This window comes from Marmoricola sp. Leaf446 (assembly GCF_001424755.1).
GTDB lineage: Bacteria > Actinomycetota > Actinomycetes > Propionibacteriales > Nocardioidaceae > Marmoricola.
Genome location: NZ_LMRF01000004.1, coordinates 1 through 17,822 on the forward strand (window position 1 = coordinate 1; position 17,822 = coordinate 17,822).

Here is a 17,822-nt window from a genome sequence, read left to right on the forward strand (position 1 = left end):
CGGCGCGACGAGCGTGGAGAACGGTCGGCTGCTGTGCGGTCACCACCACCGCCGGGTCCACGACCCGGCCTACCACCACCGCGTCAGACCCGACGGCAAGATCGACTTCCACCGACGGGAGTGAGGGACAGCCCTCCAGGACGGTCGCAGAGCGACCTCCTCAGTGAACCGAGCAGCCATCTCAGGGACCCGGGCCGGCCGTGGCCACCGGGCGCGGGGAGTCCTAGATTCGGTTGATGGACACCACCACTTCTCGGGACTCCACGCCGACGCTGACGCGGCGGCAGCGCACCCGGCAGGTCGCCGCGGCCTCGGTCGGCAACGCGGTGGAGTGGTACGACTGGTACGTCTACACCTTCCTCACCCCGGTGTTCGCGACGCAGGTCTTCGCGTCCGGCGACCAGGTGTCCGACGTGCTGAACACGTTTGCGATCTTCGCCGTCGGCTTCTTCTTCCGCCCGATCGGTGGGCTGCTGATCGGCTCGCTGGCCGACCGCTGGGGCCGCAAGAACACGCTGACCCTGACCATCCTGCTGATGGGTCTGGGCAGCCTCATCATCGCGGCCACCCCGACCCACGCCGCCGCCGGCATCTGGGCCCCGGTCGTGCTGGTCGTGGGTCGGCTCCTGTCCGGCTTCTCGGTCGGCGGCGAGTTCGCCGCCAACACCACCTTCCTGATCGAGTCCGCGCCGCCGCGACGTCGGGGGCTGTTCGCGTCCTTCCAGTACGTCACCACCACCGTCGGCCAGCTGCTCGCCTCGCTGACCGCGACGCTGCTCGCGCTCACCCTGACCGACGCCCAGCTCGAGGGCTGGGGCTGGCGGATCGCGTTCGTCGTCGGCGGGCTGCTGTCGCTGGTCGGGCTGTGGATCCGGTCCGGCGCCGAGGAGACCCGCGTGGCACCGCCCGCCGACGAGAGGCCCGGCCTGCTCGACGCGGTGCGGCTCTACCCGCGCCAGACGCTGCTGCTGTGCGGCGTCACGGTCGCCGGCACGATCGCCTACTACACGTGGACGACCTACCTCCCGACGTACGCCGAGCAGAACAGCGGCGTCAGCCTCGACCAGGCGCTGCTCGTCAGCACGCTCTCGCTGGTGCTCTTCGGGCTGGCCCAGCCCGCGCTGGGGGCGCTCTCGGACCGGGTCGGGCGGCGACCGGTGATGATCGCCTTCGCCGTGCTCTTCGGGGGCGGCATCGTGCCGGCCCTCGCGCTGGTGCGGGCCAACAGCACGGTGCTGGGGCTGCTGGCGATCAGCGCGGTCGGGATGGTCGTGGTCGGGCTCTGGACCTCGGTCAGCGCGGCGGTCAATGCCGAGCTGATCCCCGGCCACGTCCGTGCCGCGGGCATCGGCTTCCCCTACTCGCTGACGGTGGCGCTGTTCGGCGGCACCGCGCCCTACGTGGGGACGCTGTTCACCAAGCTCGGGAACCCGGGGCTGTTCGGGTGGTACGTCGCGGCGCTGTGCCTGGTCTCGCTCGTGGTCTACGTCCGGATGCCCGAGACCGCGGCCCGTCCGCTGCCCGAGTGACCACTCCGCCACCGTGACCCGGGTCACACGCCGTGGCTAGGGTGCGCGTCATGGAGTCCTACGCCGCCGGAGAGACCACGCCGCCGCTGATCGAGCGCACGATCGGGGCCGACTTCGAGGTCGCGGTCGCGGCGTACCCCGACCACGAGGCGCTGGTGGAGTTCGCCACCGGGAGGCGCTGGACCTACGCCGAGCTCGACCGCGACGTCGACGCCTTCGCGCGTGGGCTGATCGGCGCTGGGATCGCCCAGGGCGACCGGGTCGGGGTGTGGGCGCCCAACTGCGCGGAGTGGACCATCGCGCAGTACGGCTCGGCCAAGGCCGGCGCGATCCTCGTCAACGTCAACCCGGCCTACCGCACCCACGAGCTGTCCTACGCGCTGCAGCAGTCGGGGCTGCGGCTGCTGGTGAGCGCGGAGAGCTTCAAGGGCAGCGACTACCGCGCCATGACCGAGGAGGTGGTCGCGGCGGGCGAGGCCGGCTCGCTCGAGCGCACCGTGCACATCGGCACCGACGAGTGGGACGCCCTGCTGGCCGAGGGCGAGGGCCTGCCTGAGGACGCCGTGGCGGAGCGGATGGCCACGCTCTCGCCCGCTGACCCCATCAACATCCAGTACACGAGCGGCACCACGGGCTACCCCAAGGGAGCCACGCTGAGCCACACCAACATCCTCAACAACGGCTTCTTCACCACCGAGCTCGTCAACTTCACCGACGCCGACCGGCTCTGCATCCCGGTGCCCTTCTACCACTGCTTCGGCATGGTGATGGGCAACCTCGGCTGCACCACCCACGGCGCGACGATGGTGATCCCGGCGCCCGGCTTCGACCCCGAGACGACGCTGCGGTGCGTGGTCGAGGAGAGGTGCACGGCGCTGTACGGCGTGCCGACGATGTTCATCGCGATGCAGAACCACCCGACGTTCGCCGAGCACGACCTCTCGACCCTGCGCACCGGCGTGATGGCCGGGTCGATCTGCCCGGTCGAGGTGATGAAGCACTGCATCGACGACATGCACATGGCCGAGGTGTCGATCGCCTACGGCATGACCGAGACCTCGCCGGTGTCGTGCCAGACCCGCGCCGACGACGACCTGGAGCGGCGTACGGCCACGATCGGGCGGGTCCACCCGCACGTCGAGGTCAAGGTCGTCGACCCGGCCACGGGCGAGACCGTCGAGCGCGGCACCCCGGGCGAGCTGTGCACCCGCGGCTACTCGGTGATGCTCGGCTACTGGCAGGACGAGGAGAAGACCGACGAGGCCATCGACGCGGACGGCTGGATGCACACCGGCGACCTCGCCGAGATGCGCGAGGACGGCTACTGCAACATCGTCGGCCGCATCAAGGACATGGTGATCCGCGGCGGGGAGAACATCTACCCCCGCGAGATCGAGGAGTTCCTCTACACCCACCCCGACGTCGAGGACGTCCAGGTCATCGGCGTGCCCGACGAGAGGTACGGCGAGGAGCTGTGCGCCTGGGTCAAGCTGCGCGCCGGCGCCGCCCCGCTCGACGCGGCCGGCGTCCGCGAGTTCGCCACGGGGAAGCTGTCGCACTACAAGATCCCGCGCTACGTGCTGCTGGTCGAGGAGTTCCCGATGACCGTCACCGGCAAGATCCGCAAGGTGCAGATGCGCGAGGAGACCACCCGCCAGCTGGGCCTCGGCACCGGGCACGCCTGACCTCGTAGGTTGGACCGGTGAGCACCGAGACCACCCCCCACGAGTCCGTCGCCCGCCTGGCCGAGGAGTACTGGCAGCACCACCTCCGGACCAACCCGACCAGCGCCCACCTGCTCGGCGACTACCGCGCGCCGGGGGAGTTCGAGCGCGGCGACCGGGCCTCGGAGGACGCCGACGTCGCGGCGCTGCGCGACCTCGCCCGGCGGGCCGAGGAGGTGCCCGAGGACGGGCTCGACGAGCAGGACCGGATCACCCGGGCGGTGCTCCTCGACGACGCCCGATCCCGCTCGGCGCTGCTCGACGAGCGGCTGGCCGAGATCGCGGTCGACCCGATCTTCGGGCCGCAGGTCACGATGCCGCTGCTCGCCGGGATGCTCGCACTGCCGACCCCGGACGTCGCCGAGGCGCTGGTGGACAAGTACGCCGGCGTCGGCCGCTCCTACCGCGAGGCCGCCGAGCGGCTGCGCGAGGGCGCCGCGGCGGGTCGGCTCCCGGCCGCGTTCGCGGTCGAGGACACGCTGGTGCAGCTCGAGCGGATCCTGGGCACCCCGGTGGCCGACGACGGCCTGCTGCTGACGACGCGGCCGCCGGACGGCCTCGACGTCGACGGCTGGAAGGCGCGGCTGCGCATGGTGGTCGAACACGAGGTGCGGCCCGGGATGGAGGCCTACCGCGACGTGCTGCGCGACGAGCTGCTGGAGCAGGCCCGCTCCGACGACCGGGTCGGGCTGACCCACCTGCCCGGCGGCGACGCGTCGTACGCCGCGGCCCTGCGCTACTTCACGACCACCGACAAGAGCGCCCAGGAGATCCACGACCTCGGCCTGGAGACCGTGGCCGCGCTCGCCGAGGAGTACCGCGCGCTCGGCCCGGAGGTGGTCGGCACCGACGACCTCCAGGGCGTCTTCGACGCGCTGCGCACCGACCCCGCGCTGCACTTCGAGCGCGGCGAGCAGCTGGTGGAGGCCTCCGAGGTCGCGATGGCGCGCGCCTGGGAGGCGATGCCCGACTGGTTCGAGGTGCTGCCGCAGGCGCCCTGCGGCGTCCAGGGCACCACCACCGGGGCCAAGGCGTTCTACTTCCCGCCGGCCTCCGACGGCAGCCGCGGCGGCACGTTCTTCGTCAACGTCAAGGACCCCGCGTCGTGGGGCACCTTCGAGCTGGAGTCGATGGCCTTCCACGAGGGCATCCCCGGCCACCACCTCCAGCTGACCATCGCGGGCGAGCTGACGGGCGTGCCGGAGTTCCGCAAGCACCTCCACAACGCGGCGTACGCCGAGGGCTGGGGCCTCTACACCGAGCGGCTGGCCGACGAGATGGGGCTCTACTCCGGGCCCGTCGACCGGATCGGCATGCTCGCCGCCGACTCGATGCGCGCCTGCCGCCTCGTCGTCGACACCGGCATGCACGCGCTCGGGTGGAGCCGTCGCGAGGCGATCGACTACATGGTCGCCAACTCCCCGCTGCGCGAGGCCATGGTGCGCCCCGAGATCGACCGCTACGCCGTCACGCCCGGTCAGGCCTGCTCCTACATGGTGGGCCGCGTCGAGATCCAGCGGATGCGCGCCGAGGCGCAGGCGCGCCAGGGGGAGGGGTTCTCGGTCAAGGCCTTCCACTCCGCCGTCCTCGACTCGGGCTCGCTGCCGCTCGGGGTGCTCGACGACGTGGTGCGGGCGCGGCTGCCGTGAGCGCCGGGGCCGACGTCCCGGGCCCGGTCGGCAGCGACGCCTGGCTGGCCGCGGAGCTCGACCGGCTGCTGCGGTTCGCCGAGGCGGCGGCCGACCCCGACGGCGGGTTCGGCTACCTCGACGACGACGGTCGCCCGGTGCCCGGTCGGCCGCTCGAGCTGTGGATCACCTGCCGGATGACCCACGTGTTCGCCCTCGGCCACCTGCTGGGTCGGCCGGGCGCGGCGGCGCTGGCGGAGGTCGGGCTGGCCGGGCTGCGCGGCCGGTTCCACGACGACACGCACGGCGGCTGGTGGGCCCAGGTGGACGCCGACGGACCGGTGACGACCGCCAAGACGGCGTACGAGCACGGGTTCGTGGTGCTGGCCGCCTCCAGCGCCACCGCCGCCGGGCTCCCCGGCGCGGGCGAGCTGCTGGCCGACGCCGTCGCGGTGCTGCTCGACCACTTCTGGGACGACGAGGCCGGGATGCTGGTGGAGGAGTGGGACGCGGCCTGGACCGCGCTCGACGGCTACCGCGGCGTCAACGCCAACATGCACGGCGTCGAGGCGCTGCTCGCGGCCGCCGACGTGCTCGACGACCCGACCCTGCGCGAGCGGGCGGAGCGCATCCTCACCCGCGTCGTGCACGACCTCGCGCCCGCCCACGACTGGCGCATCCCCGAGCACTTCGACGCCGCCTGGACGCCGCTGCCCGACTACCACCACGACCAGCCCGCCCACCCCTTCCGGCCGTACGGCGCCACCATCGGCCACTGGCTGGAGTGGTCCCGCCTGACGCTGCACCTGCGCGCCGCGCTGGGCAGCGACGCGCCGGCCTGGATGCTCGACCACGCCGTCGCGCTCCTCGACGCCGCGGTCCGCGAGGGCTGGCACGCCGACGGCGCCGACGGGTTCGTCTACACCGTGGACTGGGACGGCCGGCCGGTCGTGCGCCAGCGGATGCACTGGGTGGTCGCCGAGGGCGTCGCGGCCGCGGCGGCGCTGCACCAGGCGACCGGCGACGCGTCGTACGCCGACCTGGCGACCGCCTGGTGGGAGTACGCCGCGGCCCACCTCCTCGACACCGAGCGCGGCTCCTGGCACCACGAGCTGGGCCCCGACAACCTGCCCGCCGCCACGACCTGGGCCGGGAAGCCCGACGTCTACCACGCCGTCGGGGCCACCCTGGTGCCCCGGCTGCCGCTCAGCCCGACGACGTCGGTCGCGCTGCGCGAGGGCCTGCTGCGCGGCTGAGCCGCCGCACCACCAGCGCCCCGAGGGCGGCGACCGCGAACTCCTGGGGCAGCCGACGCACCGACTCGCGCTGGATGTCGCGGTGCCACGCGTCGACGACCGCCGGGAACGGCGAGCGGCCGAAGAACAGCGTGCTGGGCTTGTCGGCGTCGGGCAGGCACGCGCCCGCCATGCCCGCCAGGACCCGCACCCGGGCGGCGGGCTCGGTGGTGCGCCACACCCACGCCATCGCGCCCAGGCCCACCAGGCCGTCGGGCACGGCGACCTGGAGGAAGATCCGGTCGTCGCCCCAGTGGGGGACCGTGTCGAGCGCGAAGTGCGAGGCCACGCCCAGGGCGAAGGCCGAGGCCGGGCCGGGGGCCGCGCGGCCGACCAGCGCGCCGGACAGGACGTGGTTGGTGATCAGCACACTGCGAATGTAGGGGGCCGACCCTGGTCCGCCGCGCACCCGGGACCCGGACGTAGCCTGGCGTCGTGGACGAGCAGCTGGTGGTCGGGTTCGACCTCGACATGACGCTCATCGACACCGTCCCGGGCTTCGCCGCCACCCTGGAGGTGCTCGGCTCCGAGCTCGGCGTCGAGCTCCCGATCACCGAGCTGACCGGCAACCTCGGCCCGCCGCTCGACCTGCTCCTCGAGCCGCACCTGCCGGCCGCGCAGGTCCCGGCCGCCATCGCGCGGTTCCGCGAGATCTACCCCGGCACCGCGGTCGCGCCGACCCCGGCGACCGCCGGCGCGGCCGAGGCCCTGGCCGCCGTACGCCGCCACGGCGGCCGCACCCTGCTGGTCACCGGCAAGTTCACCCCCAACGCCCGGCTGCACGTCGAGCACCTCGGCCTCGACGTCGACGTGGTCGAGGGCGAGGTGTGGGGCGGCGCGAAGGGCGAGGTGCTGCGCCGCCACGGCGCCCACCTCTACGTCGGCGACCACGTCCACGACGTCGAGGGCGCGCAGGCGGCGGGCGTGCCGAGCGTCTCGGTCCTCACCGGTGGCTGCACGACCGGGCAGCTGCGTGCCGCCGGCACCGACGTGGTGCTCGACGACCTCTCGGGGTTCCCGGCCTGGCTCGACGACTTCGTGCTGCAGGCGCGGCTGGAGCGCCTCGAGGCCTCGCTGCGCGCCCACGACCGGGTGCTCGTGGCCTTCAGCGGGGGAGCCGACAGCGCGTTCCTGCTGGCGGCCGCCGTGCGCGCGCTGGGGCCCGACCGCGTCGGCGCCGCGACGGCGTACAGCAGCTCGCTGCCGCTCTCCGAGCGCGACCCTGCCCGCGCCTTCGCGGAGTCGCTGGGGGTGCGGGTGCTGACGCCGCAGACCCACGAGATGGATCGCGAGGGCTACCGCGCCAACGCCGGCGACCGCTGCGCCTTCTGCAAGTCCGAGCTGCTCGAGGTGCTCGGCCCGCTCGCCGCCGCCGAGGGGTACGCCGTGGTGGCCACCGGCACCAACGCCGACGACGCCCGCGCCGGGTTCCGCCCCGGCATCGCGGCCGCGGCCGACCGCGGCGCGGTGACGCCGCTGCTGGACGCCGGCATCACCAAGGAGCAGGTGCGCGCCGCCTCGCGGTCGTGGGGCCTGCCGACGTGGGACAAGCCGGCTGCCGCCTGCCTGTCCTCGCGGGTGGCCTACGGCATCGAGATCACCCCGTCGCGGCTGGCCCGGGTCGAGCGCGCCGAGGCCGACCTGCGGGCGGCGCTCGAGGCGGCCGGGCACGCGGTGCGCGACGTGCGCGTGCGCGACCTGGGGGAGACCGCCCGGGTCGAGGTCGACCGCGACCTGGTCGACGCGGTCGCCCACCACCTCGACGTGGTCCGCGCCGCGGGCTTCGAGGCGGCCGAGGTCGACCCGCTGGGCTTCCGGTCCGGCTCGATGAACGCGCTGCTGCCGGACCCCGAGCGCTGGCGCTGAACTGCGTGGCCGGGGTCGCCGGCCACCCACTACGCTGGGCCGTCGCGGCCTCCAGGTCCGCGACCCACCCCCGACGCAACAGAGAGGCCGCTGCGGTGCCCACCGGAAAGGTCAAGTGGTACGACGCCGAGAAGGGCTTCGGCTTCCTCTCGCGCGAGGACGGCGAGGACGTCTACGTCCGCTCGTCCAACCTGCCCGCGGGGGTCGAGACCCTCAAGGCCGGCACCCGCGTCGAGTTCGGCGTGCTGTCGGGCCGCAAGGGCGACCAGGCCCACCAGGTGCGCGTCCTCGAGGCGCCGGCGTCGGTGAGCCAGAACCGCCGCGCCGCCCAGCGCCGCAAGCCCGACGAGATGGTCACCATCGTCGAGGACCTCATCGGGCTGCTCGAGGGCGTGGAGCAGGGCTACCGCCACGGTCGCCACCCCGAGGCCCGCACCGCCAAGCCGACGGCCAAGCTGCTGCGCGCGCTGGCCGACGAGCTGGAGCTCTAGGACGCCGGCTGTCCGCAGCCGGGTCTAGGGTCGGCGCATGGCGATCAGCGAGCAGGACCGGGAGCCGTTGCGCTCCCAGGAGGTCAGCGACGGTCTGCCCGACGGGTGGCGGCTGCTGCTCGGCCAGGTGGTGGCGCGCTACGCCACCGGCGACTTCACGACCGGTGCCCGACTCGTGCAGCGCGTCGCCGAGCTGGCCGACGAGGCCGACCACCACCCCGACGTCGACCTGCGCTACCCCCACGTGACCGTCGGGCTCAGCAGCCACGACGTCGGCGCGGTGACGCGCCGCGACCTGCGGCTGGCGGCAGCGATCGCCGAGACGGCGGCCGAGCTGGGCGTGCAGCCCGGCGAGGTCCCCGACACCCTCGAGCTGGCGCTCGACACCCCCGACCACGACCGGGTGGCGCCGTTCTACGCCGCGCTGCTCGGCTACGACCGCTCCGCGCCCGACGACCTGGTCGACCCGGGGTCCCGCGGGCCCTCGGTGTGGTTCCAGGGCAGCGACGACCCCGGCGCCGACCGGCAGCGCTGGCACCTCGACGTCCGGGTGCCCCACGACCGGGCGCAGTCCCGGCTGGACGCCGTGGTCGCGGCCGGCGGACGGCTCGTCGACGAGTCCCACGCACCCGCGTTCTGGGTGGTCGAGGACGCCGACGGCAACCGGTCGTGCCTGACCACCTGGCAGGGCCGCGAGTGAGCGGTGGGCCCATCAAGCGGTGTCCGACATCCGGGACGTGCGTCCCACGCCTTGGGACGCGCGTCACACTGGGTTGAGCCCTGGCGGGGGTGGGGGCATGCTTGGCCCATGCGTTCCGACCTCCTCGTACGCACGCGACGCGTGAGCTGAGTCCCCAGCCGGACTCGCGCCACGCGTCGACCCCTCGTCAGCCGACCGGCTCGAGGGGTTTTTTGTTGCCACCGATCCACCCCGAACGACCGACGAAGAGATGAGCAGATGAGCGAGCAGCACGCGGGTCAGACCACGCGGCCCAACCCCGGCCAGCGGGTGGCCCAGGGCCTCGCGCAGGGACCGGCGGTCCCCGAGGCGCCCACCGTGTCCGGGGCCCAGAGCCTGATCAAGTCCCTCGAGCACGCCGGCGTGACCGAGATCTTCGGCATCCCCGGCGGCGCCATCCTCCCGGCGTACGACCCGCTCTTCGACTCCTCCATCCGCCACATCCTGGTGCGCCACGAGCAGGGCGCCGGCCACGCCGCCCAGGGGTACGCCTCGGCGACCGGCAAGGTCGGCGTCTGCATGGCCACCTCCGGCCCCGGCGCCACCAACCTGGTGACCGCGCTCGCCGACGCGCACATGGACTCGGTCCCCATCGTGGCGATCACCGGTCAGGTCGGCGCCAGCATGATCGGCACCGACGCCTTCCAGGAGGCCGACATCCGGGGCATCACGATGCCCATCACCAAGCACAACTTCCTGGTCACCGACCCCGCCGACATCCCGCGCGTCGTCGCCGAGGCGTTCCACATCGCCTCGACCGGCCGCCCCGGCCCGGTGCTCGTCGACGTCGCGAAGTCGGCGCTGCAGGCGCAGACCACGTTCGTGTGGCCGACCGAGCTGAGCCTGCCGGGCTACCGCCCCGTCACCAAGCCCCACGCCAAGCAGATCCGCGAGGCCACCCGCCACGTCCTCGCCGCGCACAAGCCGGTCCTCTACGTCGGCGGCGGCGTGATCCGCGCCGACGCCTCGGCCGAGCTGCTCGAGCTCGCCGAGCTGACCGGGATGCCGGTCGTGACCACGCTGATGGCCCGCGGCGCCTTCCCCGACAGCCACGTGCAGAACCTCGGCATGCCCGGCATGCACGGCACCGTCGCCGCCGTCGCGGCGCTGCAGAAGAGCGACCTGCTGATCAGCCTCGGCGCCCGCTTCGACGACCGCGTCACCGGCAACCTCGACTCGTTCGCCCCGCACGCCAAGGTGATCCACGCCGACATCGATCCCGCCGAGATCGGCAAGAACCGTGTCGCCGACGTCCCGATCGTGGGCGACGCGCGCGAGACGATCACCGAGCTCGTCACCGCGCTGCGGGCCGAGAAGGAGCAAGGCCGCGCCGGGGACTACTCCACGTGGGTCGACTACCTGGCCGGGGTCAAGGAGCGCTACCCGCTCGGCTACGACACCCCCGAGGAGGGGCTGGCCCCGCAGTACGTCATCGAGCGTCTGTCCGCCATCGCCGGCCCCGAAGCGGTCTACGTCTCCGGCGTCGGGCAGCACCAGATGTGGGCGACCCACTTCGTGCAGTACGAGCACCCCCGCACCTGGCTCAACTCCGGCGGCCTCGGCACCATGGGGTACGCCGTCCCCGCCGCCATGGGCGCCAAGGTCGCCCGGCCCGAGGCGGTCGTCTGGGCCATCGACGGCGACGGCTGCTTCCAGATGACCAACCAGGAGCTGGCCACCTGCACGATCGAGGGCATCCCGATCAAGGTCGCCCTGATCAACAACGAGTCGCTCGGCATGGTGCGGCAGTGGCAGACCCTGTTCTACGAGGGTCGCTACTCCAACACCGACCTGCACTCCAAGCGGGTGCCCGACTTCGTCAAGCTCGCCGAGGCCTATGGTGCCGTGGGCCTGACCTGCGACGACCCGGCCGACGTGGACGCGACGATCCGCAAGGCGATGGAGATCAACGACGTGCCGGTCGTGATCGACTTCCGGGTCGAGCGCGACGCCATGGTCTGGCCGATGGTGGCCGCGGGCACGTCCAACGACGAGATCAAGTACGCCCGCGACCTGGCCCCCGACTTCGAGGAGGACGACCTCTGATGACGACGCACACCCTCTCCGTGCTGGTCGAGAACAAGCCCGGCGTGCTGACCCGCGTCGCCGCGCTGTTCAGCCGCCGCGGCTTCAACATCGACTCGCTGGCCGTGGGCCCGACCGAGCACCCCGAGATCTCCCGGATGACCATCGTGGTCAGCGTCGAGGGCCTCCCGCTCGAGCAGGTCACCAAGCAGCTCAACAAGCTGGTCGAGGTGCTCAAGATCGTCGAGCTCGACTACCGCGAGGCCGTCACCCGCGAGCTGCTCCTGGTCAAGGTCCGCGCCGACGCCGAGACCCGCGGCCAGGTCGTCGACGCGGTGCAGCTGTTCCGCGCCAAGGTCGTCGACGTCGCCCCCGACGCGGTGACCATCGAGGTGACCGGCAACTCCGACAAGCTCAAGGACTTCCTCGCGGTGCTCGAGCCCTTCGGCATCCGCGAGCTCGTCCAGTCGGGCATGGTCGCCATCGGCCGCGGCAGCCGCTCGATCTCCGAGCGCACCGTCCGCCCCGTCCCGGTGCCGGTCCCCGTGGCCACCGCCGTCCCCGGCTGAGCCGCCCCCACCTGTACAGATCCACCCCTACCGAAGGAGAAGCCCCCCGTGGCTGAGATGTTCTACGACGACGACGCCGACCTGTCCCTGATCCAGGGCAAGAACGTGGCCGTGATCGGCTACGGCTCGCAGGGCCACGCCCACGCGCTGTCGCTGCGCGACTCCGGCGTCGACGTCCGCGTCGGCCTGCAGCCCGGCTCGAAGTCCCGCGCCAAGGCCGAGGCCGAGGGCCTGCGCGTCGTGACCCCCGCCGAGGCGGCCGAGGAGGCCGACGTCGTCGTGATCCTCGCGCCCGACCAGCACCAGCGGAAGCTGTACGCCGAGGAGATCGAGCCGCAGCTCGCCCCCGGCGACACCCTGGTCTTCGGCCACGGCTTCAACATCCGCTTCGGCTACATCACCCCGCCCGAGGGCGTGGACGTGTTCATGGTCGCCCCGAAGGGCCCCGGTCACCTGGTGCGCCGCGAGTACGTCGACGGGCGCGGCGTACCCGTCCTCGTCGCCGTCGAGGCCGACGCCTCCGGCACGGCCTGGGACCTCGCGCTGTCCTACGCCAAGGGCATCGGCGGCCTGCGCGCCGGCGGCATCAAGACCACCTTCACCGAGGAGACCGAGACCGACCTGTTCGGCGAGCAGGCCGTGCTCTGCGGCGGCGCGTCGCAGCTGGTGCAGTACGGCTTCGAGGTGCTGACCGAGGCCGGCTACCAGCCCGAGGTCGCCTACTTCGAGTGCCTGCACGAGCTCAAGCTCATCGTCGACCTGATGTACGAGGGCGGCATCGCCAAGCAGCGCTGGTCGGTCTCCGACACCGCCGAGTTCGGCGACTACGTCTCCGGCCCCCGCGTCATCACCCCCGACGTCAAGGCCAACATGGTCGAGGTGCTCGAGGACATCAAGAACGGGAAGTTCGCCGAGCGGTTCATCACCGACCAGGACAACGGCAGCCCGGAGTTCACCGAGTTCCGCAAGAAGGGTGAGTCGCACCCGATCGAGACCACCGGCCGCGAGCTGCGCAAGCTGATGGCCTGGGTCAAGAGCCACGACTCCGACTACGTCGAGGGCACCTCCGCCCGCTGATCGACCCGTCGCTCGACGACGGATCCCAGGTTCGCCTGGGAGACCGGCGCTCCGCCGGGGTTGCGACCCCGGCGGAGCGTCTGTGTCTCCGGCGCAGTGCCCGCGTCGCGGCGTACGTGCTCGGCAGGCTTCTCCTCACCTTGGCGGGCATCGCGACGCCTGCCAGGCACCAGATTCCCCGGACGTCCGGGGAACCTGCGGCCGCCGTACGCCGCTGATCGACCCGTCGCTCGTCGACGGATCCCCAGGTTCGCCGGGGAAGCAGACGCTCCGCCGGGGTTGCGACCCCGGCGGAGCGTCTGTGTCTCCGGCGCAGTGACCGCGTCGCGGCGTACGTGCTCGGCAGGCTTCTCCTCACCCTGGCGGGCATCGCGACGCCTGCCAGGCACCAGATTCCCCGGACGTCCGGGTAACCTGCAGCCGCCGTACGCCGCTTGAGCGACCGGCGACACTGGCCCCATGAGCCAGCTGGACGCCCCCGCCCGGAGCCGACGGATGGGCCTGCTGCCCGCCGCCGTGGCGATGGGCGTGCTGGTGGTGGTGCTGTGGGTGCTCGAGGGGGTCGACCAGGCGACCGGCAACGCGCTGGACCCCTACGGCATCGAGCCGCGGCAGCTCGACAGCCTCGACAACGTGTTCTACGCGCCCTGGCTGCACGGCGGCTACGCCCACCTGGTCTCCAACACGGTGCCGTTCTTCGTGCTCGGGGTGATCGTGCTGATGGACGGCTGGGGCCGCTGGCTGCGCACCAGCCTGGTCGTCGTCCTGGTCTCCGGCGCCGCGGTGTGGCTGTTCTCCCCGCCCGGCTCGCTCACCCTGGGCGCCAGCGGCGTCGTGTTCGGGTGGCTGACCTACCTGATGGTCCGCGGCTTCTACTCCCGCAGCCCCGGCCAGGTGGCGACCGGGGTGGTGCTGTTCCTGTTCTACGGCGGGCTGCTGTGGGGCGTGCTGCCGACCGACGCCGGGATCTCCTGGCAGGCCCACGCGGGCGGGGCGCTCGGCGGGCTGCTCACCGCCCGGTCGGCGCGGGGCCACCGGCCCGACTGAGCGCCGACTCCCCGGAGGGAGCTGCTGCTCCCCGGGCGAAGTTCTGCCCGGGGAGCAGCGGTTTCACAGGGGACCCTGTGAATCCGCAGCCGCAGCGCCCCGCCCTACTTCACCTCCGACCGCCGCACGAGCAGCACCCCGACGGCGAGGGGGAGGACCAGCCAGAGCAGGCCGGAGACGCCGAGGTGGGCCCACTCCGTGGCGCTCAGGTCGCCCTCGTAGAGCAGCGTCGAGGAGTACTGGAAGTCGATCCAGCCCTGCACGTCGGCGAACCACGACTGGTAGGCCGCGAGCAGGCCGAACATCGTCGGCAGCAGGAACCAGTAGACGACGTACGCCGTGATGGCCGCCGGCGAGCTGCGCAACAGCACCCCGAGCGTGAACCCGACCAGCAGGCCGAGCACGTTGGCCAGCACGATCATCGCGAGCTGCTGCACCGAGGAGTCCCACACCGGGTCGACGCCGTTGATCGCAGCTCCGAGCAGGTTGCCCAGCGCGCCGATGCCCATCGCGAGCAGCATCGAGACCACGCCGACGGCCACGGCGACCACGCCCTTGGCCAGCAGCACGCGCCCGCGGCGGGGCACGAGGGTGAAGGTCGTCAGGCCGCTGCGCTGGGACCACTCGCTGGTGACCGCGAGCACGGCCACGACGGGCAGCAGCAGCGCCATCGGGAACCCGACGGCCTGGGCGAAGCTGCCGTAGACCTGGGCCGAGTCGGGGGCGAAGACGATCACCGCGGCGGTGGCCAGGGTGGCCGCGATGCCGATGCCGGCGAGCAGCCAGAACCCCGAGCGGGTGTCGAAGGTCTTGCGCGCCTCGACGCCGAGCAGCCGCGTGAACGGGATGGCCGCCAGGTCGGGCCGCGGTGCGGCCAGGTCGGTGGGCGTGGTCGCGGCGGACCGGGGGGCGGTGGTGGTGGCGGTGCTCATGCTGCGACTCCCTCGCGCTGGCTGGAGGCGGTGAGCTCGAGGAACATCTCCTCGAGACCCGCGCTGTCCGCGGACCGGAGCTCGGTCAGCGGCACCCCGGCGGTGTGCGCGACCGTGCCGATGCGGGCGGCCTCGGCCGTGGCCAGGACGGCGCCGTCGGGCGCCACGGTGTGGTCGATCCCGGCGGCGTCCAGGGCGGCGGCGAGGGCCGCGGTGTCCAGGGCGCGTACGACGCTCCCGGCGCCCGCGAGCAGCTCGGCCTTGGTGCCCTGCGCGACCACCCGGCCGTGGCCGATGACGACGAGGTCGTCGGCGACCACCTCGATCTCGTGCAGCAGGTGCGAGGAGAGCAGCACGGTGCCGCCGGCGTCGGCGTAGCCCCGGAGCAGGTCGCGCATCCAGCGGATCCCCGCCGGGTCGAGCCCGTTGGCCGGCTCGTCGAGCACCAGGACCCGGGGGTCCCCGATCAACGCCGTGGCGACGCCGAGCCGCTGCCGCATGCCGAGGGAGTAGTGCCGCACCCGACGCTCGGCCTCGCGGTCGGTGAGCCCCACCCGGTCGAGCATCTCCGCGACACGGGCGCGGGGGAGCCCCATCGTGGCAGCGGCGATGCGCAGGATCTCCCGGCCGGTGCGGCCGGCGTGCTGGGCCGAGGCGTCGAGCAGGACCCCGACCTCGCGGCCGGGGTTGGGCAGGTCGCAGAACCTGCGCCCGTCGATGGTCGCCGACCCGGAGGTGGCGGGAGTCAGGCCGACCACGACGCGCATGGTGGTGGACTTGCCGGCGCCGTTGGGACCGAGGAACCCGGTCACGCGGCCCGGACGGGCGGTGAAGCTGACGTCGTCGACGGCGGTGGAGCCGGCGTATCTCTTGGTCAGGGACTCGATGGTGATCATGTCCCGCAGCCTCGCCGCGACCGACCTCGCGCCGCATCGGGTGATGCCCTGGACCCACCCCTGAACCCACCCCTGGGAGCACCCCGAGCGCCCCGGGGGGCGGGGTCAGGGTCGGGGGTGGGTGGTCCGGTTGGCGCGGAAGACCTGGGAGGGCTCGTCGTACCACCAGGTGTGCACCCCGAGGTCGCGCATGCCGAGGGCGGAGGCCACCGCTCGCGACGGGTGGTTGGTGACGTGGGTCAGCGCCCACACCTCGTCCAGCCCGTGGTCGAACGCGCGGGCCAGGACGGCGGCGGCCGCCTCGCGCGCCCACCCCTGGCCCCAGCTGTCGGGGTGTAGGTGCCAGCCGATCTCGACCTCGCCGGCCTCGGCCTCGGGCAGCTCGAGGGTGAGCACCGACCCGACGGGCATCCCGGTGGCCCGGGGCACGACCGCCCAGAAGCCGATCGGCGGCGCCGTCGCGAGCCCGCGGTAGCGGTCGATGCGGGCGTGGGCCTCGTCGAGGTCGGCCATCAGCTGCGGCGGCCCGTCGTCGAGCCACTGCACCACCTCGACCCGGCTCAGGATGTCGAGCAGCCGGGCGGCCTCGGCGTGTCGCCAGGGGCGTACGACGAGCCGCTCGGTCGCCACCACCACGTCCGTCAGGTCGTCCACGGGAACAGTCGACCACCTCGGGCGGTTGGGACGCACGTGAGAATCGAGATCTGGTCCGACGTCGTGTGTCCCTGGTGCTACGTCGGCAAGCGCCGGCTCGAGACCGCGCTGGCGGGCTTCGAGCACGGCGGGGACGTCGAGCTGGTCTACCGCTCGTTCCAGCTCGACCCGTCGGCCCCGCTCGAGCCGACCGAGACGGTCGCCGAGTCGCTGGGACGCAAGTACGGCGGTGGCCCGGCCGCCGGCCAGCAGATGGTCGACCAGATGGAGGCGGTCGCCACCGAGGAGGGGCTGCTGTTCCGTCTCGGCGAGGCCCAGCACGTCGGCACCGTCGACGCCCATCGGCTGCTCCACCTCGCCCTGGAGAGCGGCCCGGCCACGCAGGTGGCGCTGAAGGAGGAGCTGCTGGCGGCGTACTTCGTGCGTGCCGAGAACGTCGCCGACCACGGCGTCCTGCGCGCCGCTGCCGCGACCGTCGGGCTCGACGCCGCGCGCGTCGAGGAGGTCCTCGGCAGCCAGCAGTACGCCGACGCGGTGGAGGCCGACGTCCGCCAGGCCGCGGCGTACGGCGCCACGGGGGTGCCGTTCTTCGTCGTCGACGGCCGCTACGGCATCGCGGGCGCGCAGCCAGCGGAGACGTTCACGCAGGTGCTGACCCAGGCCTGGGACGACGCCCACCCGCGGCTGCAGACGGTCGGCGGCACCGACGAAGCCTGCGGCCCCGACGGCTGCGCCATCTGACCCGAGGCGGTCCGGCTGGGTACCGGCTGCGTCGTGCAGACCTTCCTCCCGTACGCCGACCCGGAGGCGTCGGCCCGCGCGCTGGATGCCAAGCGGCTGGGCAAGCAGCGCGTGGAGTGCCTCCAGGTCGTGCGCGGCCTGACCGTGCCGGGCTACGGCTGGCGGCGGCACCCCGCGGTGACCATGTGGACCGGGTGCCTGGAGGCCCTGGGCCGCTACTCGTTGACCTGCTGCGAGGTGTGGGTCGAGGCCGGTCGGGCCGACACGGTGGCCGAGACGCTGCGGGCCGAGCTGGCGGCCGGTGGGGTGGCGCGCGTGCGGACCCAGGCCGAGCTGGAGGGCGCGGGCGAGGTCCCCTGGTGGTGGGGTCACGAGTCCGTCCACCGCTCGCACCGGTCGGCGCTGCTGCGCAAGGACCCCGAGCACTACGGCCCGATGTTCCCCGACGTGGCGGCCGACCTCGCCTACGTGTGGCCCGGCCCGGAGCCCCGCGAGATCACCGAGGGCGAGGCGTCCGCACGGTTCGTGCCCTCACCGCCGCGTGGGGGTCGCCAAGGCTGACCCGCCGTGGGCGCCGCCACCCTCGCGTAGGCTGACCGGCGCGCACAG

The 17,822-nt window shown here is 73.2% G+C and carries 17 protein-coding genes; 13 read left to right on the forward strand and 4 right to left on the reverse strand.

What is annotated here, in order from left to right:
- Positions 1–236 precede the first annotated feature (236 nt).
- From ASG49_RS11660 to ASG49_RS11675, 4 genes are read left to right on the forward strand one after another with little or no spacing between them, the layout of a single operon-like run.
- Positions 237–1,529, forward strand: coding sequence for an MFS transporter (locus tag ASG49_RS11660; RefSeq protein WP_056542067.1), 1,293 nt, complete (start codon positions 237–239; stop codon positions 1,527–1,529).
- Between the two features lie 50 nt (positions 1,530–1,579).
- Positions 1,580–3,214, forward strand: a complete 1,635-nt coding sequence (locus tag ASG49_RS11665) for an AMP-binding protein (protein WP_056542069.1) — start codon at positions 1,580–1,582, stop codon at positions 3,212–3,214.
- Between the two features lie 17 nt (positions 3,215–3,231).
- Positions 3,232–4,902, forward strand: a complete 1,671-nt coding sequence (locus tag ASG49_RS11670) for a DUF885 family protein (protein ID WP_056542070.1) — start codon at positions 3,232–3,234, stop codon at positions 4,900–4,902.
- Positions 4,899–6,137 (forward strand): AGE family epimerase/isomerase, encoded by a 1,239-nt coding sequence (locus ASG49_RS11675; RefSeq protein WP_056542072.1) that lies wholly within the window; start codon positions 4,899–4,901, stop codon positions 6,135–6,137. The genes ASG49_RS11670 and ASG49_RS11675 overlap by 4 nt, the downstream gene beginning before the upstream one ends.
- Here ASG49_RS11675 and ASG49_RS11680 read toward each other — a convergent pair.
- Positions 6,088–6,546, reverse strand: coding sequence for a hypothetical protein (locus ASG49_RS11680; protein ID WP_056542075.1), 459 nt, complete (start codon positions 6,544–6,546; stop codon positions 6,088–6,090). The two genes, ASG49_RS11675 and ASG49_RS11680, sit on opposite strands and share 50 nt — an antisense overlap.
- A gap of 65 nt (positions 6,547–6,611) precedes the next feature.
- On the opposite strand from ASG49_RS11680, the gene larE reads away from it, so the two are divergent.
- From larE to ASG49_RS11715, 7 genes are all read left to right on the forward strand, one after another.
- Positions 6,612–8,042: an ATP-dependent sacrificial sulfur transferase LarE gene (larE, locus tag ASG49_RS11685; RefSeq protein ID WP_235562039.1), complete on the forward strand. Its 1,431-nt coding sequence runs from the start codon at positions 6,612–6,614 to the stop codon at positions 8,040–8,042.
- A 95-nt stretch (positions 8,043–8,137) separates the two neighbouring features.
- Positions 8,138–8,533: a cold-shock protein gene (locus ASG49_RS11690; protein ID WP_056542078.1), complete on the forward strand. Its 396-nt coding sequence runs from the start codon at positions 8,138–8,140 to the stop codon at positions 8,531–8,533.
- Positions 8,534–8,570: 37 nt separating this feature from the next.
- The gene (locus ASG49_RS11695) at positions 8,571–9,233 is read left to right on the forward strand and encodes a VOC family protein (protein WP_056542080.1); all 663 of its coding nucleotides are present in this window, start codon (positions 8,571–8,573) and stop codon (positions 9,231–9,233) included.
- A gap of 258 nt (positions 9,234–9,491) precedes the next feature.
- Positions 9,492–11,318 carry an acetolactate synthase large subunit gene (locus tag ASG49_RS11700; protein ID WP_082534073.1) on the forward strand — a complete coding sequence of 609 codons (1,827 nt, stop codon included), beginning with the start codon at positions 9,492–9,494 and terminating at the stop codon, positions 11,316–11,318.
- Positions 11,318–11,866 carry an acetolactate synthase small subunit gene (gene ilvN, locus ASG49_RS11705; RefSeq protein WP_056542082.1) on the forward strand — a complete coding sequence of 183 codons (549 nt, stop codon included), beginning with the start codon at positions 11,318–11,320 and terminating at the stop codon, positions 11,864–11,866. Before ASG49_RS11700 ends, ilvN begins: the two co-directional genes overlap by 1 nt.
- 48 nt (positions 11,867–11,914) lie before the next feature.
- Positions 11,915–12,943, forward strand: coding sequence for a ketol-acid reductoisomerase (gene ilvC / locus ASG49_RS11710; protein ID WP_056542085.1), 1,029 nt, complete (start codon positions 11,915–11,917; stop codon positions 12,941–12,943).
- A 459-nt stretch (positions 12,944–13,402) separates the two neighbouring features.
- A complete protein-coding gene (locus ASG49_RS11715) occupies positions 13,403–13,990 on the forward strand; it encodes a rhomboid family intramembrane serine protease (protein ID WP_082534074.1) in 588 nt (195 codons plus the stop codon).
- Positions 13,991–14,094: 104 nt separating this feature from the next.
- On the opposite strand, the gene ASG49_RS11720 is transcribed toward ASG49_RS11715, so the two are convergent.
- From ASG49_RS11720 to ASG49_RS11730, 3 genes are all read right to left on the reverse strand, one after another.
- Positions 14,095–14,922 carry an ABC transporter permease subunit gene (locus ASG49_RS11720; RefSeq protein ID WP_056542087.1) on the reverse strand — a complete coding sequence of 276 codons (828 nt, stop codon included), beginning with the start codon at positions 14,920–14,922 and terminating at the stop codon, positions 14,095–14,097.
- Positions 14,919–15,818: an ABC transporter ATP-binding protein gene (locus ASG49_RS11725; RefSeq protein ID WP_056542089.1), complete on the reverse strand. Its 900-nt coding sequence runs from the start codon at positions 15,816–15,818 to the stop codon at positions 14,919–14,921. Before ASG49_RS11725 ends, ASG49_RS11720 begins: the two co-directional genes overlap by 4 nt.
- Before the next feature lie 105 nt (positions 15,819–15,923).
- Entirely contained in the window at positions 15,924–16,472 is a 549-nt protein-coding gene (locus ASG49_RS11730; protein WP_156384314.1) for a GNAT family N-acetyltransferase, read from the reverse strand.
- A gap of 36 nt (positions 16,473–16,508) precedes the next feature.
- Between ASG49_RS11730 and ASG49_RS11735 the strand changes: the two genes are divergently transcribed.
- Both ASG49_RS11735 and ASG49_RS11740 read left to right on the forward strand, forming a co-directional pair.
- The gene (locus ASG49_RS11735) at positions 16,509–17,213 is read left to right on the forward strand and encodes a DsbA family oxidoreductase (RefSeq protein ID WP_056542091.1); all 705 of its coding nucleotides are present in this window, start codon (positions 16,509–16,511) and stop codon (positions 17,211–17,213) included.
- Positions 17,214–17,246: 33 nt separating this feature from the next.
- Positions 17,247–17,774, forward strand: a complete 528-nt coding sequence (locus ASG49_RS11740) for an MSMEG_6728 family protein (protein ID WP_056542093.1) — start codon at positions 17,247–17,249, stop codon at positions 17,772–17,774.
- Positions 17,775–17,822: the final 48 nt, after the last annotated feature.

What these genes read in the sequence shown, in the direction of transcription:
- ASG49_RS11700 (WP_082534073.1), top strand. Translation starts at nt 9,492, where the DNA reads ATGAGCGAGCAGCACGCGGGTCAGACCACGCGGCCCAACCCCGGCCAG.
- ASG49_RS11660 (WP_056542067.1), top strand. Translation starts at nt 237, where the DNA reads ATGGACACCACCACTTCTCGGGACTCCACGCCGACGCTGACGCGGCGG.
- ASG49_RS11715 (WP_082534074.1), top strand. Translation starts at nt 13,403, where the DNA reads ATGAGCCAGCTGGACGCCCCCGCCCGGAGCCGACGGATGGGCCTGCTG.
- ASG49_RS11695 (WP_056542080.1), top strand. Translation starts at nt 8,571, where the DNA reads ATGGCGATCAGCGAGCAGGACCGGGAGCCGTTGCGCTCCCAGGAGGTC.
- ASG49_RS11720 (WP_056542087.1), bottom strand. Translation starts at nt 14,922, where the DNA reads ATGAGCACCGCCACCACCACCGCCCCCCGGTCCGCCGCGACCACGCCC.
- ASG49_RS11665 (WP_056542069.1), top strand. Translation starts at nt 1,580, where the DNA reads ATGGAGTCCTACGCCGCCGGAGAGACCACGCCGCCGCTGATCGAGCGC.
- ilvN (WP_056542082.1), top strand. Translation starts at nt 11,318, where the DNA reads ATGACGACGCACACCCTCTCCGTGCTGGTCGAGAACAAGCCCGGCGTG.
- ASG49_RS11725 (WP_056542089.1), bottom strand. Translation starts at nt 15,818, where the DNA reads ATGATCACCATCGAGTCCCTGACCAAGAGATACGCCGGCTCCACCGCC.